The organism is Pseudomonas sp. F3-2, from assembly GCF_038804275.1.
Classification (GTDB): Bacteria; Pseudomonadota; Gammaproteobacteria; order Pseudomonadales; family Pseudomonadaceae; genus Aquipseudomonas.
The window spans coordinates 3362050-3377647 of the sequence record NZ_CP152388.1 but is presented as its reverse complement, the minus strand read 5'-3'; the positions used below and the strand labels follow the sequence as shown (position 1 = coordinate 3377647).

12 protein-coding genes are annotated in these 15598 nt (G+C 61.1%); 3 read left to right on the top strand and 9 right to left on the bottom strand.

Annotation, left to right across the window (positions count from 1 at the left end):
* The first annotated feature begins 74 nt into the window (after window positions 1-74).
* Window positions 75-1733 carry a phosphoglucomutase (alpha-D-glucose-1,6-bisphosphate-dependent) gene (pgm, locus tag AAGQ88_RS15430; RefSeq protein ID WP_342652845.1) on the top strand — a complete coding sequence of 553 codons (1659 nt, stop codon included), beginning with the start codon at window positions 75-77 and terminating at the stop codon, window positions 1731-1733.
* Between the two features lie 187 nt (window positions 1734-1920).
* Here the strand turns inward: pgm and AAGQ88_RS15425 are convergent, their stop codons facing one another.
* On the bottom strand, window positions 1921-2616 hold the full coding sequence (locus tag AAGQ88_RS15425; protein WP_285425348.1) for a pirin family protein: 696 nt from the start codon (window positions 2614-2616) through the stop codon (window positions 1921-1923).
* A gap of 248 nt (window positions 2617-2864) precedes the next feature.
* Between AAGQ88_RS15425 and AAGQ88_RS15420 the strand changes: the two genes are divergently transcribed.
* A complete protein-coding gene (locus tag AAGQ88_RS15420; protein ID WP_342652844.1) occupies window positions 2865-5408 on the top strand; it encodes a UvrD-helicase domain-containing protein in 2544 nt (847 codons plus the stop codon).
* A gap of 55 nt (window positions 5409-5463) precedes the next feature.
* On the opposite strand, the gene AAGQ88_RS15415 is transcribed toward AAGQ88_RS15420, so the two are convergent.
* Complete coding sequence (locus tag AAGQ88_RS15415; RefSeq protein WP_285425346.1) at window positions 5464-5745, bottom strand: DUF1652 domain-containing protein; 282 nt, start codon at window positions 5743-5745, stop codon at window positions 5464-5466.
* A gap of 623 nt (window positions 5746-6368) precedes the next feature.
* Between AAGQ88_RS15415 and AAGQ88_RS15410 the strand changes: the two genes are divergently transcribed.
* On the top strand, window positions 6369-7994 hold the full coding sequence (locus tag AAGQ88_RS15410; RefSeq protein ID WP_342652843.1) for a methyl-accepting chemotaxis protein: 1626 nt from the start codon (window positions 6369-6371) through the stop codon (window positions 7992-7994).
* A gap of 117 nt (window positions 7995-8111) precedes the next feature.
* Here AAGQ88_RS15410 and AAGQ88_RS15405 read toward each other — a convergent pair whose 3' ends face one another.
* The 7 genes from AAGQ88_RS15405 to AAGQ88_RS15375 form a co-directional block, all read right to left on the bottom strand.
* Entirely contained in the window at window positions 8112-9095 is a 984-nt protein-coding gene (locus AAGQ88_RS15405; protein WP_342652842.1) for a D-glycerate dehydrogenase, read from the bottom strand.
* Between the two features lie 16 nt (window positions 9096-9111).
* Window positions 9112-10428, bottom strand: a complete 1317-nt coding sequence (locus tag AAGQ88_RS15400) for an MFS transporter (RefSeq protein WP_342652841.1) — start codon at window positions 10426-10428, stop codon at window positions 9112-9114.
* Window positions 10429-10507: 79 nt separating this feature from the next.
* Window positions 10508-11473, bottom strand: coding sequence for a sugar kinase (locus AAGQ88_RS15395; RefSeq protein WP_342652840.1), 966 nt, complete (start codon window positions 11471-11473; stop codon window positions 10508-10510).
* Entirely contained in the window at window positions 11466-12305 is an 840-nt protein-coding gene (locus AAGQ88_RS15390) for an AP endonuclease (RefSeq protein WP_342652839.1), read from the bottom strand. Before AAGQ88_RS15390 ends, AAGQ88_RS15395 begins: the two co-directional genes overlap by 8 nt.
* Before the next feature lie 110 nt (window positions 12306-12415).
* Entirely contained in the window at window positions 12416-13438 is a 1023-nt protein-coding gene (locus AAGQ88_RS15385; RefSeq protein WP_285425340.1) for a LacI family DNA-binding transcriptional regulator, read from the bottom strand.
* Between the two features lie 205 nt (window positions 13439-13643).
* Window positions 13644-14483: an ABC transporter permease gene (locus AAGQ88_RS15380; RefSeq protein ID WP_342652838.1), complete on the bottom strand. Its 840-nt coding sequence runs from the start codon at window positions 14481-14483 to the stop codon at window positions 13644-13646.
* Window positions 14480-15466 (bottom strand): aliphatic sulfonate ABC transporter substrate-binding protein, encoded by a 987-nt coding sequence (locus AAGQ88_RS15375; RefSeq protein WP_342652837.1) that lies wholly within the window; start codon window positions 15464-15466, stop codon window positions 14480-14482. Before AAGQ88_RS15375 ends, AAGQ88_RS15380 begins: the two co-directional genes overlap by 4 nt.
* Between the last annotated feature and the right edge of the window lie 132 nt (window positions 15467-15598).

Here is a 15598-nt window from a genome sequence, read left to right as displayed (position 1 = left end):
GTCGGTGTTTGCCGGTTTTCCGATGTCTGTTTTTTCTGTCAATTCATCTTTTATTTCATCCACGGAGGTTTCGCATGAGTATCAGTCCATTCGCGGGCAAACTGGCGCCTGCAGAATTGCTGGTCGATCTTCCTCGCCTGGTGACGGCGTATTACACCGGTCAGCCGGATGCGTCGGTCGCGACCCAGCGGGTTTCCTTCGGCACTTCCGGGCACCGTGGCAGCTCCTTCGACCTGAGCTTCAACGAATGGCACGTACTGGCCATCAGTCAGGCCATCTGCCTGTACCGCCAGGCCAACGGCATCGACGGCCCGCTGTTTCTCGGCGCCGATACTCACGCGTTGTCGACCCCCGCCGCGGCGACCGCGCTGGAAGTGCTGGCCGCCAATGGCGTCAACGTGATGATCTCCCAGGATGACGAGTACACGCCGACACCTGCGGTTTCACACGCGATCATCTGCTACAACAAAGGCCGCAGCACTGCGCCCAATTCCGGCCTGGCTGACGGCATCGTCATCACCCCGTCGCACAACCCGCCAGAGAGCGGCGGTTTCAAATACAACCCCACCAACGGCGGCCCGGCCGACTCGCACATCACCAAGTGGATCGAGAACAAGGCCAACGAACTGCTCGCCGAGAAGATCGTCGGCGTGACGCGCATGAGCCACGAAAAGGCGCTGCGCGCCGACACGACCCATCGCCATGACTACCTCAACACCTATGTCGCGGACCTGAAAAACGTCATCGACATGGACGCCATCCGTGGCGCGAATCTGCGCCTGGGCGTCGATCCACTGGGTGGCGCGGGCGTGCGTTACTGGTCGGCGATCGGTGAGCATTACGGCCTGAATCTGGACGTGGTCAACACGTTCGTCGATCCGACTTTCCGCTTCATGAGCGTGGACTGGGACGGCAAGATCCGCATGGACCCGTCGTCGAGCTTTGCGATGCAGAGCCTGATCGGACTCAAGGATCGCTATCAGGTCGCCTTCGCCTGCGACCCGGATCACGATCGCCACGGCATCGTCACGCCGACCGGTGGCTTGCTGGCCCCGAACAATTATCTGGCGGTGTCCATCGACTACCTGTTCCAGAACCGTCCTGACTGGCGAGCCGATGCAGCCGTGGGCAAGACCGTGGTCAGCAGCGGCATGATCGACCGCGTGACCCAGCGTCTGGGCCGCCGCTTGTATGAAGTGCCGGTGGGCTTCAAGTTCTTCGCCGAAGGTTTGTATGAAGGCACCTTGGGCTTCGGCGGCGAAGAGAGCGCCGGCGCGTCGTTCCTGCGTCGCGACGGCAGCGTCTGGACCACCGACAAGGACGGTCTGATTCCGGCATTGCTGGCGGCTGAAATCCGGGCGCGCAAGGGCCGCGATCCAAGCGAGATGTACAAGGCGCTGACCGACGAACTCGGCGAACCTGTCTCGACCCGGGTCGAAGCCAAGGCCAATTTCGAGCAGAAGGCTTTGTTGAGCAAGCTGTCGCCTGAGCAGGTGACTTCGACGGAGCTGGCGGGCGAGAAAATCACCAGCATCCTGAGCAAGGCGCCGGGCAATGATCAGGCGATCGGCGGTTTGAAAGTCATGACCGAGAACGGCTGGTTCGCGGCGCGGCCTTCGGGGACTGAGGACATCTACAAGATCTACGCCGAGAGCTTCAAGGGCGAGGATCACCTCAAGCGTCTGGTGGCCGAGGCGCAAGTGTTGGTGGATGCGGCGATTGCGCCCAAGTGATCCGAGCGGGCGCCAACCGGCCGCTGAACGCCTGCAAGGGTAAATACCCTCGCGCTTTCCCGAGCAAGCGCGCCGCTGCAGGGTTGTAGCGTCTGGGAGTGAACCCGTCGCCTAATGCCGGAAACGCAAAAAAGCCCCGATTGCCTGGCAAGTCGGGGCTTTTGCTTATCTCACTGTCGTGGTCGGATCAGGCCACGTCCACCAGAACGATTTCGCTGTCCTCGATGGCGGTGACGCGCAACACGCGTTCCTGTTCCACCGCCACACCATCGCGGGCTCCGGCGCGCAGGCCGTTGACTTCGATGATCCCGGTAGCCGGCACCAGATACGCACGACGACCCTCGTCCATGGCGTACTCGGCCGTCTCACCGGCTTTCAGATTGGCCGCCACCAGACGGGCATTGGCACGGATGCGCAGTTCGATGTCATCGTCCGCCTTGCCGCTTGCCAGCGTCACGAACCCTTCGCGGTTGCCTTTGGGGAACGGCTTGGCGCCCCAGGAAGGCGGAGCACCGACCTCGTCCGGCATGATCCAGATCTGGAAAATGCGGGTTTCCTTCGACTCCAGGTTGTACTCGCTGTGGGCCACGCCGGTGCCGGCACTCATCACTTGCACATCGCCGGCTTCAGTCCGGCCGCGGTTGCCCAGGCTGTCTTCATGGGTGATCGCACCTTCACGAACGTAAGTGATGATTTCCATGTCGCGGTGCGGATGGCGGGGGAAGCCAGTGCCGGCTTCGATCACGTCATCGTTCCATACCCGCAGCTGGCCCCAGCTCATGCGGCTTGGGTCGTAGTAGTTGGCGAACGAGAAATGGTGGTGAGCGTTCAGCCAGCCGTGGTCTGCGCCGCCCAGGGATGTGAAAGGTCGAAGTTGCAGCATGATCAGTTCCTCCATTAGCAGGGCCGGGCCGTTTCGCTGGGCACCGCTGGTTAGTCGATGGAGCCATGATCAATCAATTTAACATCGATAAAAAGCGTAAGTTTTGCGTGATTATGATCGAAATACTAGATAGATTATCACTTGCAGATTAGAGCCTTTACCTGCCCTTGATCGGCTAAGCCCATGACCGCAAAGCATTTCGCTGGAGCTTGTCGGCAAATGCAGCGACCATAGGCGCCTTCGTCAAAATGCTGAAACCCGGAGCCTGCGTGTCGCACGATTTTCCTGCCGAGCCACCCCATTCGCTGCCCGCCGATCTGCCCCCTGATCTGATCACCCCCGAACGCCTGCCGTTCTTCAAACGTCTGCTCGCCCGTGCCATGGGGCGCAGCTTGAACCGCCTGCAGGCCCAGCACGTGCCTTCATGGAAACAGGGCCACGCCGACGGTTACCTCAATGGCCATGTCGAAGGCATGAACGAGGGTTACGCCGAAGGGCATCTGGATGGCGTGCAGGAAGGTCGGCAGGTGCTGGTGATCCGGGACACGCGCCCGGCCGAGCATCGCGGTCCGAAAGTGGACGATCACCTGTTCGATGACTGGCGCCTGCCGCTGAGCAACGAGCTGAAGAAGCGCATCAAGGCCGACGTGGCGCAACGCCTGCCCGAGCATTCACAGCCCACCACCGCGCAATGGAAGATGATCTTCAGCGACACGCCGTCGACGTACGTCATCGCCGGTGCCGGTGCGGGTAAATCGACATCGCTGGTGCTGCGGGTGTTGTTGCTCCATCACTATCTGGGTTTCGAGCTGGATTCGATGACGGTGGTGACGTTCACCCGCGAGTCGCGCAAGGATTTCATCAACAAACTCATTGATATCTTCGCACTGTGGGGGCATGAGCTGACGCTGCGCCAGGCCCGCGAGGTGGTGCGCACGTTCCATTCGCGCATCCTGCCGCTGGTGCGCAGCCTGCCGGGCTTCGAGCAGTTGCAGGCGTTCGAGAACCTCAGCAGCCAGAGCGGCACGTTATTCGGCAATCCGTCGGGGGAAGACCTGGCCGACAGCAACCCCTTCGATTTGCGCATCAACGACGCCCAGCGCCAGCAGCTCAATCTGTGTTACCGCGACCTGTACGCGGCCAATTCGCGCTTTCGTGAAGTGATGGCGCCGCTGTACCGGCATTCGCTGCAGCTCAAGGCGCTGGACCGCGATCACCCGGATGTGCAGAAGCGCATCACGGTCATGGGGTTGTCTTCCCGGCGCGATGAGGAACTCTGCGACGTCATCGAAGACCTGTGGATCCGCGCGGGCGCCTGGCCGATTCAAGGCGTCGAGCCCATGCGCCAGACCGTCGAAGTCAGCGGGCTGAAGTTCCACGTTCATGGTTACGCAGCCGAGCTCGATGCGTGGATCGTGCTCGGCTTCGACCCGAGCGAGGATCAGCACCTGCGGCGTCCCGACGCCAAGCTGCCGGTCTGGGCCGAGTGGGTGATCAAGCGCACGCTGTTTCAGGCGTTCTGCCGCAAGCCGGTGATCTGGCTGGAGAACTATGAAGCGTCGCGCGGGATGATGCAGTCGCTGTCGGGCGCCGCCGTGGCCGGTCCCGGCTTCGATTACAAGGTAAAAGGCGAATTGAGCGCCGCGCCCTTGCTCGACTGCTTCGTGGCCGCGGCGAGTTTCATCGAAAACCTGGGCCTGGATGTGCCTGATGCAGTCTCACGCATGAGCTTCTCGGAGCAGGATCCCGACCGGTTTTTCTTCGAAGGCCTGAGTCTGTTCTGGAAGGCGTTCGAAGACCATCTGCTGGACCAGACGCCGCCGATGATGACCTACAACCGGATGTTTTCGCTGTTCGGGGAAAACTCACCGGAAAACCTCAAGCTGGTCAGCGACGACGGCTTGCGACCTCTGTCGCACCTGATGATCGACGAATTCCAGGACGTCTCGCCGCAGATTGTCTCCTGGATCCGGGCGAGCCTGCGCGAGGTGCGCAGTCGCGGCACGGCGTTGCAGGCGGGCAGGGGCGCGCAGCGTTCCTCACTGCTCTGCGTGGGTGATGACTGGCAGTCGATCTACGGCTGGCGCGGCAGCTCGCCCAAATTCTTCATGGAGTTCGCCAAGGAGTTTTCCTCACCTGCAACGACGCGGGTGATGCTCAGTGACAACTTCCGTAGCCATCAGCACATCATCGACGCCGCCGAGCACATCGTGCGCGCGGCGCCTGCCATCAGCGGCAAAAAAGCCAGGGCCAGCGGCGCAGTGCAGGAGTTGCTGCCGGTGACCGTGCTCGATCGCGACGATGAAGCGTTGATGAATCGCCTGAGCGAGCATTATCACGCGGGCGATTCGGTGCTGCTGCTGTACCGCAAGGGCAGTGAACGGGCGCGACTGCCTGAAGCCCTGCAGGCGCTGGCCGACGCGGATTACGCACGGCCGCCGCAGGAACGTCGCCTCAAACAATTGACTTATCACAGCGCCAAGGGCTTGCAGGCCGACGCCGTGTTCCTGCTCGGTGATTGTCAGCACCTGACCCAGTCGCCTTGGAAGAATCAGGTGTATGGCTTGGCCGGCCTGGGCAAGGAAGGCGATCTGGAGGCGTTCGACAACGCTCAGAAAGATGAAGTCCTGCGCCTGGCGTACGTGGCGATCACCCGCGCCGTGCGCCATTGCTATTGGTTCATCGATGCCGTGGGCAACGAAGAAGCAGGCATTGCCAAGGCCTCGGCGCGGATTGCCGCAGACAAGGCATTCTTCGAGGACCGGCGAGGTGTTTCAGTGAGCGAAGCGTAATGCATGCGTCACGGTGTCAGGCTGCCGGGGCAGGACGTTGAAGACAGGGCCAGGCTCAGGCCCTGTTCAGGTACTCGATCTGTGACGGGATGAACGTTTCCAGTTCCAGCTCGATGGCTTCGATGATGCGCTCCACGTCCATCGCGTTCATGACCGTCGCGCAGGGGATGCCAGCGATGGCGATCACCGTTTCGCCGCTTTCACGGTCGAACAGGCGCGCAACCATACTGCTGGGCGCATCCATATTGGCTTCAAAGCCGACAGGATGAAAATGCCAGCGCATCAGCTGGCAGGCGTTTGGGAACGTGACTTTATTCATGGGGCCCACCTCGTTCAATCGAGCACTTCCGAAGCTCCGCAGGGTAGGAAAGACGCTGAGTCGGCGCGGCTGTGTAGAAGAACGTCCTCTTGCGGGGCCTGAGCGGCGTGCCGCTTGGCTGTCCCGTTCTTCGTATCCGGTGCACGATCACAAGTCAGGTAAAGGTAGCACTGACTTCTGACAGAAATGGGAAAAAAATCCTACGGATTCAAAAATTTTACATTTCCTTGATCTGGATTCACTTCGTTATTACCTCTGTACGAAAATTCGCGTTGCTGAATCGATATTCTGTTCTAAGGCACTGCGCCATTACGAAAGATTATCTGGGTAAACCGTTTCAAGAAGTGCGAGTTAGAGCCATTACTGCATTTCGGCATAAATATTAACGCGCTTGGCTGTAACGCGGCGTTAACACGCAAACGTTTTACGTGATTACTTTGGATCCAGTAAACACGTGTTTTAAAAAATAACAGTCAAGACGCTGAATAAAACTAAAGGTCTGGCCGATAGAATATTCAGGTGCAGTCGAAACGCTTGATCGCGTCAGATTGCAGCCGTCATCTACCAAAGAGACGAATAAAGTTTCTGGTGTTTGATTTACGCATGGATGCACTCAGCCGGATCTTTTAGAGAGATATTCCATGTCGATAAGAAACATGAACATTGCGCCTCGCGCATTTCTGGGGTTCGCCTTCATTGCGGTACTGGTGATCGGCCTGGGCTTTTTTTCGATCAACCGGATGGCGCTGATTCGCCAGGCCACTACCGACATGGAGACCAATCAGCTTCCCAGCGTGGGTTACCTGGGCACCATGCTGGAAAACAGCCTGCGCTTGCGCATCACGTCGTTCCGCACGCTGGTCAACCGTGAGCCGGCCTCGTTGCGCGAAACAGAGGGGCGCATCGCTGAATTGATCGGCAAGTTACAAGACGCAAAAAAGAACTATGCAGCGCTGCCGGCAGAGGGCGAAGAACTTTCGGTGTATCGACAATTTGACGCCACACTTTCGACGTTCCTCGAGGTGCAGGCGCAAGTACTGGAACTCTCGCGCCAGGAAAAAACCGAAGAAATGCGCAACTTGATCAACACCCGGATGAAAGATGCCACCGACCTCATGGGTGTTCAGATCAACCAGTTGATCGCCATCAATAAACAAGGCGCCAGTGAGGCGGCGGTTGTTTCCAAACAGCAATATGACAGTGCCAATGTCGGCATCATTGGCGTGTCGGTCATTGCCGTTTTACTCACAGTCATTCTTGCCTGGTTGTTGACCCGAAGTATCGTTAACCCGCTGGCCAGAGCGGTTCGTGCAGCCGAAGAAATTGCCGGTGGTGACCTGACCCGGCCTATCGAAGTGGATGGCAAGGATGAAGCTGCGCACCTGTTGAAATCGCTGGCGACCATGCAGCAGAACCTGCGCAAGACCATCGAGCTGATCTCCGGCTCCTCGACGCAGCTGGCCTCGGCTGCCGAAGAACTCAGCGCGGTCACTGAAGAGTCGTCCCGCGGATTGCAGCAGCAGAACAACGAAATCGAACAGGCGGCCACGGCGGTCAACGAGATGACCGCCGCAGTGGAGGAAGTGGCGCGTAACGCGGTGTCGACCTCCGAGGCGTCGCAACAATCCAACCAGACTGCGCGTCAGGGCCGGGATCGGGTGGTGGAAACGGTCCGGTCGATCCAGGAGATGACCCAGCAGATCCAGGCCACGACCGGTCTGGTGGAAGGTTTGGCGGAGCAGGGGCGTGACATCGGCAAGGTGCTCGACGTGATCCGCTCCATCGCCGAGCAGACCAACTTGCTGGCCCTTAACGCCGCGATCGAAGCGGCCCGGGCAGGTGAGGCCGGGCGCGGCTTCGCGGTGGTGGCTGACGAAGTGCGTGCGCTGGCGCACCGTACCGCGCAATCGACCACTGAAATCGAACAGATGGTGGCGGGCATCCAGACTCGCACCGGCGATGCCGTTCAGTCGATGTCGCGCAACACCGACAGCACTCGCAGCACGCTGAACCTGGCCAATTCGGCGGGCGACGCGCTGGAGTTGATCACCGAGGCCATTTCGCAGATCAACGAACGCAACCTGGTGATCGCCAGCGCCTCGGAAGAGCAGGCGCAAGTGTCGCGGGAAGTGGATCGCAATCTGGTGAACATTCGCGACCTGGCTGCCCAGACGGCCGCCGGTGCCAACCAGACCAGCGCAGCCAGCCATGAACTGTCGCGTCTGGCGGTGGACTTGAAGGCCATGGTGTCGCGGTTCGTGATTTGAGTGGTTCAGCCAGCAGCACTGCTCGCTGAACCCACGCGTGCCCGCAAATGCCAAAGGGGGCTGATGCAGCGAGGCATCTGACCCCTAGTCATCGCGGGCACGTGTCGGGTCAGTCGGTCAGTGAGGATGCCAGGCCGAGGGGTTGACCAGATCCTTTGGTTTGTTCCCGGACAGCGCGCTGATCATGTTGTCCACGGCACAGCGGGCCATCGCTTCACGGGTTTCGTCGGTGGCCGAGCCCATGTGCGGGGTCGCCACGACGTTATCCAGTTGCAGCAGCGGCGAATCGGTCTGGATCGGTTCGCGTTCGAAGACGTCCAGGCCCGCCGCGCGGATCTGCCTGTTCTGCAGCGCCGTGATCAGCGCCTGCTCATCGACGACTTTGCCCCGGGCGATGTTGATCAGGATCGCTTGCGGACGCATCAGCGCCAATTGCTCGGCCCCGATCAGGCGTTCGGTCTGCGCCGTCAATGGCACGGTCAGGCAGACGAAGTCCGACTCGCGCAACAGGTCTTCCAGGCTGCGGTACTGCGCATCGAACCGGGCTTCAACGTCTGGCTTGGGCGAGTGGCTGTGATACAGCACCGGCATGCCAAAACCGAAATGGCCGCGTTGCGCCACGGCTTCACCGATCCGACCCATGCCAACGATGCCCAGCGTCTTGCCGTGGACATCGGTGCCGAAATGTTCAGGCCCGATGTTCTGCGTCCAGTGACCGTCACGGACCATGCTCGCCAGCTCGACAACTCGCCGCGCGGTGGCCATGATCAACGCGAAACCGGTGTCGGCAGTGGTCTGCGTCAGCACATCCGGCGTGTTCGTCAGCAGGATGCCGCGACGGGTCAGATCGTCGATGTCGTAGTTATCGACGCCCACCGAGACGCTGGACACGGCTTTCAGCTTCACGGCGCGATCCAGCAGTTCGGCGTCCAGTTTCAGGCTGGCGCCCAGCAGGCCGTCGGCGTGGGGCAGGGCGTCGCGCAGTCGCGCCATGCCCTCGTCCGACTTCACGTCTTCGATCAGCGTGACGTCGGCGTGGGCCTGCAAGCGCTGCATCAGCGCCGGCGACAGTTTCTTGTAGAGAACCACGTGCTTGCTCATTCAACTCTTTCCCGAATCAAGGGTGGGCGGGTGTGCGACGAACCTCGGGCTCATCGCGCAGCGGCTTTGCTGTGTTGTCTGGCTTGAGCATCAGGGTCAACAGCACCGACACCAGCAGCGAGCCGCTCATGAACAGATAAGAAGCGCTCAATGTGCCGGTCGCGCCGTTGAGGTAGCCGACCAGGTACGAACCTGCGAAAGACCCCAGCGCGCCCAGGCTGTTGATCAAGGCCATGGCACCACCGGCCACGTTGGCGGGCAGGATCTCCGGCACGATGGCGAAGAACGGCCCGTAAGGCGCGTACATGCAGGCGCCGGCGATCACCAGCAGCGAGTAGGACCACCAGAAATGCTCGGTGCCCAGCGCATACGAGGCGTAGAACGCCACGGCGGCCAGCAGCAGCGGCGGCCAGACGAACAGTTTGCGTTTCTGCAGTTTGTCCGAGGCCCAGGACACGATGACCATGCCGATGACGGCCGCCAGGTAGGGCAGCGCCGACAGCCAGCCGGCCTCGACCATGTCCATCTGCATGCCTTTCTTGATGATGGTCGGCAGCCACAGCACGAAGCCGTAAACGCCGATGCTCCAGCAGAAGTACTGCGCGGCCAGCAACAGAACCCGAGGCGAACGGAACGCTTCGGCATAGTTTTTCACCGGCTTGATGCCCACCTGCTCGGCGTCGAGGCGAGTTTGCAGTTCGGTTTTCTCATCAGCGGTCAGCCATTTGGCCTGCGCCGGGCGTTCGTCCACCAGACGCCACCAGATGAATGCCCAGATCACCGCTGGCAGGCCTTCGACGATGAACATCCAGCGCCAGCTGAAATGGGCCACCAGATACCCTGACACCACCGACATCCACAGCATCGTCACCGGGTTGCCGAGAATCAGCACGGTGTTGGCGCGCGAGCGTTCGGCCTTGGTGAACCAGTAGCAGAGGTACACCAGCATCGCCGGCATCACGGCCGCTTCCACCACACCCAGCATGAAGCGGATGCCGATCAGCATGTAGGCGTTGGAGACAATGCCGGTCAGGGTCGCCAGACCGCCCCACAGGATCAGGCTAACGAAGATGAGCTTCTTCACGCTTTTCTTTTGCGCGTAGATAGCGCCGGGCACCTGAAAGAAGAAGTAGCCGAGGAAGAACAGCGCGCCCAGCAGCGAGGACATGCCGGGGGTGATGTGCAGGTCTTCGGCCATGCCCGACGCTGCGGCAAAGCCGTAGTTGGCGCGGTCAAGGTACGCCAGGCTGTAGGTGATGAAGACGATCGGCATGATCAGCAGCCAGCGACGTTTGAGGCCGGCGTGTTTCACGGTTTCGAGTAGCTTTTCCATTTCGCGCTCCCTGAGCATGTTTTTTTTGTCGCAGCAGGTGATGGAGAACAACGTGTGCACACAGGTTGATGAAAGTCGGTCAGGCGATCTGCTTTCGCGGCGACGGCTTGAGCTCTGCCGCTTGCAGTGCCGCGCGGGTTGGCAGGCCTTCCATGTCGCCGCGACTCTGTACGGCCTGGCTGCCGATCCAGTTGCCGCGGGCGGTGGCTTGCTCGAAGCCGAGGTTTTCCAGCAGCGCGCTGATCACCCCGACTGCAAAGCCGTCGCCAGCCCCTACGGTGTCCACGACATTGGCCACCGGCACGCCCGGCACGAAGGCTTCGGTGAGCTGGGTGCGGTAGTAAGCGCCCTTGGCACCCAGCTTGATCACGACGGCCTCGACTCCCATGTCCAGGTAGAAGCGGGCGATGTCGGCAGGCGTGTCGAACCCGGTCAGCAATTCGCCTTCCGCCAGGCCAGGCAGCACCCAGTCGGCGAGGCTGGCGAGGTGGTTGACCTCACGAATCATCGTCGCCTGACTGGACCACAGCGATGGCCGCAGGTTGGGGTCGAACGACACGCTGCGTCCGGCGTTGCGCATCTGCGTCATCAGTTCGCGGGACAATGCGCGGCAGCTGTCGGACAGCGCGGCCGGGATGCCGGTGGCGTGCAGGTGACGCGCCTTGAGCAGCGGGGCAACGATGTCGTCGACCGAGAGGTGACTGGCCGCCGAGCCGCGACGGAAGTACTCCACCACGGGATCTGCACCTTCGAGCTCCAGCGACTTGAACTGAAAACCGGTGGGGTGTGCCGGGTCGACAGCGACGTGGTCGCAGTCGACGCCTTCTTTTTGCAGGCTGTCGATGACGAAACGGCCCATGGAATCGTCGCCGACCCGACTCAGCCAGGCCACGTTGAAACCCAGCCGGGACAGGCCGATGGCAACGTTGCTGTCAGCGCCGGCGATGCGCTTTTCGAAATGACGCACTTGCGCCAGATCGCCGGTCTGCTCGGCCACCAGCATGGTCATGGTTTCGCCGAACGAGAGAATATCGAGATCAGACATGGCTCAGCGCCTCCGTGGATGCTGGCGAATGGCGCTGGCCGAGGCTGGCAAGGTAAGCCACCTGTTCGCGGGTTATCTGCAGCAGGTCGTCGCCTTGCAACGGGTATTCGATGGCGCGAGGCAGGCCGGCAGGCATGTGCTTGAGCAATTGCTCCCACAGGTGCAGATCGGTCTGACGGGGCGGTACTGCGACCAGTTTGCCCGAGGCGTTGCGCGACACCGCCTTGCAGTGCACGTATTCGACGTACGGCCCAAGTTGCTCCGCGGCGCTGCGATTGGATTGCCCTTGCCACAGCCAGTTGCCGATATCGAACGTCATGCCGATGGGCAGTTGCAGCGCCTTGACCTGCGCGAAGAAAGCGCTGAACGGCTCGATGCGCCCGCCCTGTGGCGTCTGATCGTTTTCCACCAGCAGTTGAACGTCGTGACGGCTCAGGCAATCGGCGAGAGCAGCGAAGTCTTTATCGCCGTCGAAGTGCCCCAGCGACACTTTCAACCACGCGGCGCCAGAGGTGCTGGCCCTGCGCAGGGTCGGTTCGAGCTGCGGGTTCGGCAAGGCCTGACCCTCCAACCACAATTCCAGGGGCGCGGAATACAGGCACTCCAGCCCTTGAGCCTGAATGGCCTGGGCCAGTGCCGGAAAGTCTTGCTGGCCCAGTTCGCCAGTGAAGATCTCGTCAGAGAAAAGCTCGCCAGTGAAGAGCTCTTCGCGCAATTCGATGCGCGTGACACCGGCTTCCACCAGCAGCGGGATGAAGCTGGCCTGACCACGCTCGCGCACAAGGTCTGCACCGAAGGCGCCCAAGCTGATGGCAACGGGGAATCGACTCATTGTTGTTGTCCTCTGAAACCGGTTTCATTTTTGTTCGAACGGGCGAAATCGAGAAAAGTTCGCCACGGGCTGCAGGTCGCTGACCTGCGGTAGCCCAGATGCAAGATGGGTCAGGGTCGTCGTCGCGTGGAGCCACGCACGATCAGCTCTGCGGGGAAGTCGTAACTGCGCACCGGTTCCTGATCGCCGCGCAGGCGATTGAGCAGGCATTCGAAGGCTGTCACGCCGATGTCGTGGGTCGGTTGTGCGAGGGAAGTGATGCCGCTGCCGACCAGCGGATACCAGTCCAGCTCATCGAGGGCGATCAGGCCAATGTCGTCGAACAGATGGCAGCCCAGGTCATGGAGCAGGCGCGTGCTGCTCAACGTCGCGACGCCGTTGCTGGTGAACAGCGCCTTCGGGCCAGCGCCTGTGGTGGCAAGGAAGGCCTGCAACTGATCGCGCAGCTGCGCGCCGGTTTCCCGGACCTGCCCGTGCATGTCGGGGCGCAGGGCAATCTGGGCATTGAACGCGTCGACCCGCTCGATCCGGGAACTGGTGCCGTCCTGCGGCTCAGTGATCATCAGAATGTCGCGGTAGCCGGCTGCGTGCAGGTGATCTAGGGCCTGTTTGACGGTAGCGATATTGTCCAGCCCGACCAGATCGCTCTGCAGCTGATCGACTTTGCGGTCCACCAGCACCATCGGCAGTTCGCTGTGCAGCTCACGAAGTTCGTCCAGGTGATGGCCAAGGGTGTTCACGATCAGGCCTTCGATGTTGTACGAACGCAGCGCCGCCAGATGCAGGCGCTCCTGCTCGTCATCGCGGTCGGTGTTGCACACCACCAGGCTGTAGCCGTGTTTGCGGCAGGCGGTTTCGACGCCATGCATGACGGCCACGGAATAGGGGTTGCGGATATCGGCCACGAGCATGCCGATCAGACGCGTGCGGCCACGTTTGAGTCCACGCGCCATCTGGTTGGGGCGGTAGCCGAGGGTTTCGATGGCGCGCTCGATCCGTTGCGCGATGGCTTCGGAGAGCAGTTGCCGGTCTTCGCCGATGAACCGCGAGACGCTGGCTTTGGAGACGCCTGCCAGATCGGCAACGTCGTTCATGGTGACGCGGGCACGCGTCGGGACGGAAGTCGTGTTCATGGCCTGACCCTTATTGGATTTATCAGCAGGCTTTTACGCAAAGCAGGTGATGCTTTGAAACCGGTTTCAGGAAACACCAAAGCGAGCCGGTCGTCAACTCGGCATCGGATAAAAGATGAGGGGCTTCAGATGGCTGTGACAGGGAATGGCCGCGCCGGCGGGTGCCTGAAGGCGTAAGCATGCTCACGCCTGCAGGTTTGACCGATCAGTTATTGCCTTTGAAGGTGTCTCGCCACGACAGCAGGCGTTTTTCCAGCATTGCCAGCACGCCATCGGTCAGTTTGCCGAGCACTGCCAAGACAATGATGGCCGCAAGCACGATGTCTGGCCGCGAGGTTTCGCGCCCGTCGCTGAGCAGATAACCCAGGCCTTTGGTGGCGGCAATCAGTTCGGCGGCCACCAGAAACATCCAGGCCAGGCTCAGGCCTGAACGCAATCCGGTGAACAGGCCAGGCAGGGCAGCGGGCAGGAACAGATGCAGGATCATCTGGCGGCGACTGAAGCGGTACATCCTGCCGACTTCAACCAGCTTGCGATCAATCCCGCGAATGGCCGCCACCCCGTTGAGATAGACCGGGAAAAACGCGCCGATGGCGATCAGCACGATCTTCGAGGTTTCGCCGATGCCCAGCCACAACAGCAACAGTGGCACCCAGGCCAGGCTGGGGATCGAGCGCAGCCCGGCGAACGTCGGTTCCAGATAAGCTTCCGCCTCGCGGCTCAGGCCCACCCACGCTGCGAAAACCAGCGCAAGGCTGGCGCCGATCGCAAAGCCGGACAGCACGCGAACGAGGCTTGCGCCGATGTGCTTCCACAGTGCGCCGTCGGCCAAGTCGGCGAGGGTCGAGGCAATCTCGCTCGGCGCCGGCATCTGGTAGGACTGGACCCAGCCAATCCGGACCACGACTTCCAGCAACAGCAGGATCGCGACAGGCACGGCGAGGCCTTTGAGGCGGCTGCGCCAGCGGCCGGCGGCTACCCGCACGGGCCGTTCGGCAGTGGCCGCCGCGTCGGATTTCAGGGTGGCTGACCGGGCGCTGTTCATGGCTTGCCGATGACGGCTTTGCCAAACGCTGGATCGATCAACTGATCGATGACCTCATCGACGTGAGTGCCTTTGCGCACCAGTTCCTCGGACACCAGAATCGGCGCCGCGGCCTTGGACGCGGCAACGTCCTTGTCGGTCAGCTGCGGGCTGCTCAGATCGGTGCGAGACAGCTGCAATTTGGCGACATCCAGCGGCAGACCCGATTCCGTTGCCAGCAGTTGAGCAAATTCGTCCGGATTTTTCAGCGCCCATTCACGGGCCTTTTCGTACGCGCCAATGACCGTCTTGATCGCTTGCGGATGCTCCTTGGCATAGCGCTCGGTCACGCTGACGACGCCGTAACTGTTGAAGTCCTTGTTGCGATAGAGCAGACGCGAACCGGCCTGAATTTCGCTGGCGGCCATGTGCGGATCGAGGCCGGCCCAGGCGTCGACGTCGCCTTTTTCAAGCGCGATCCGCCCGTCCGGGTGTTGCAGGTGAAGCAGTTCGACATCGTCTTTGCTGAGCTTGGCCTGTTGCAAGGCGCGCAGGGTGAACAGGTAAGGGTCGGTGCCTTTGGTGGCGGCGATCTTCTTGCCTTTGAGGTCCGCTACGCTCTGCAGCGTCGAGTCCTTGCGCACCACCAGAGCGGTCCATTCGGCGCGGCTGTAGACGTAAACCGATTTGATCGGGCTGCCGTTGGCGCGTGCCAGCACGGCGGAAAGACTGGCTGAAGAGCCGAAATCGGCGCCGCCGCTGTTCAGGTATTCCAGCGAACGGTTGCTGCCCTGACTGAACACCCACGTGACTTTCGTCTCGGGCAGTGCCTTCTCCAGCCAGCCGAAATGTTTGAGCACGAGGCTTACAGGGGAGTAATAGGCGTAATCGAGGTGAAGCTCGGCTGGCGGAGCTTCTGCAGCCTGGGTCAGCGGATGCAGGGTCAGGGCCAAGGCACCGGCCAAAAGCTTCAAGGCGGTGGGAATGCGGGAAAAAGCGGTCATGTTCATATCCATTCGGAGGGCGGAAGCTGCACGTGGCTGCTTATTTCGAAATCAGCAGTCAGCACGAGTCAGCCTGCGTAAATGGAATATTGCAGGCTTTGTGCCATGCAACTGCTCGCGTAGATCGCACCT

Coding starts and splice junctions, on each gene's coding strand:
- AAGQ88_RS15380 (WP_342652838.1), bottom strand. CDS start 14,483: ATGAACAGCGCCCGGTCAGCCACCCTGAAATCCGACGCGGCGGCCACT.
- AAGQ88_RS15405 (WP_342652842.1), bottom strand. CDS start 9,095: ATGAGCAAGCACGTGGTTCTCTACAAGAAACTGTCGCCGGCGCTGATG.
- AAGQ88_RS15400 (WP_342652841.1), bottom strand. CDS start 10,428: ATGGAAAAGCTACTCGAAACCGTGAAACACGCCGGCCTCAAACGTCGC.
- AAGQ88_RS15395 (WP_342652840.1), bottom strand. CDS start 11,473: ATGTCTGATCTCGATATTCTCTCGTTCGGCGAAACCATGACCATGCTG.
- pgm (WP_342652845.1), top strand. CDS start 75: ATGAGTATCAGTCCATTCGCGGGCAAACTGGCGCCTGCAGAATTGCTG.
- AAGQ88_RS15420 (WP_342652844.1), top strand. CDS start 2,865: ATGCTGAAACCCGGAGCCTGCGTGTCGCACGATTTTCCTGCCGAGCCA.
- AAGQ88_RS15390 (WP_342652839.1), bottom strand. CDS start 12,305: ATGAGTCGATTCCCCGTTGCCATCAGCTTGGGCGCCTTCGGTGCAGAC.
- AAGQ88_RS15425 (WP_285425348.1), bottom strand. CDS start 2,616: ATGCTGCAACTTCGACCTTTCACATCCCTGGGCGGCGCAGACCACGGC.
- AAGQ88_RS15410 (WP_342652843.1), top strand. CDS start 6,369: ATGTCGATAAGAAACATGAACATTGCGCCTCGCGCATTTCTGGGGTTC.
- AAGQ88_RS15385 (WP_285425340.1), bottom strand. CDS start 13,438: ATGAACACGACTTCCGTCCCGACGCGTGCCCGCGTCACCATGAACGAC.
- AAGQ88_RS15375 (WP_342652837.1), bottom strand. CDS start 15,466: ATGACCGCTTTTTCCCGCATTCCCACCGCCTTGAAGCTTTTGGCCGGT.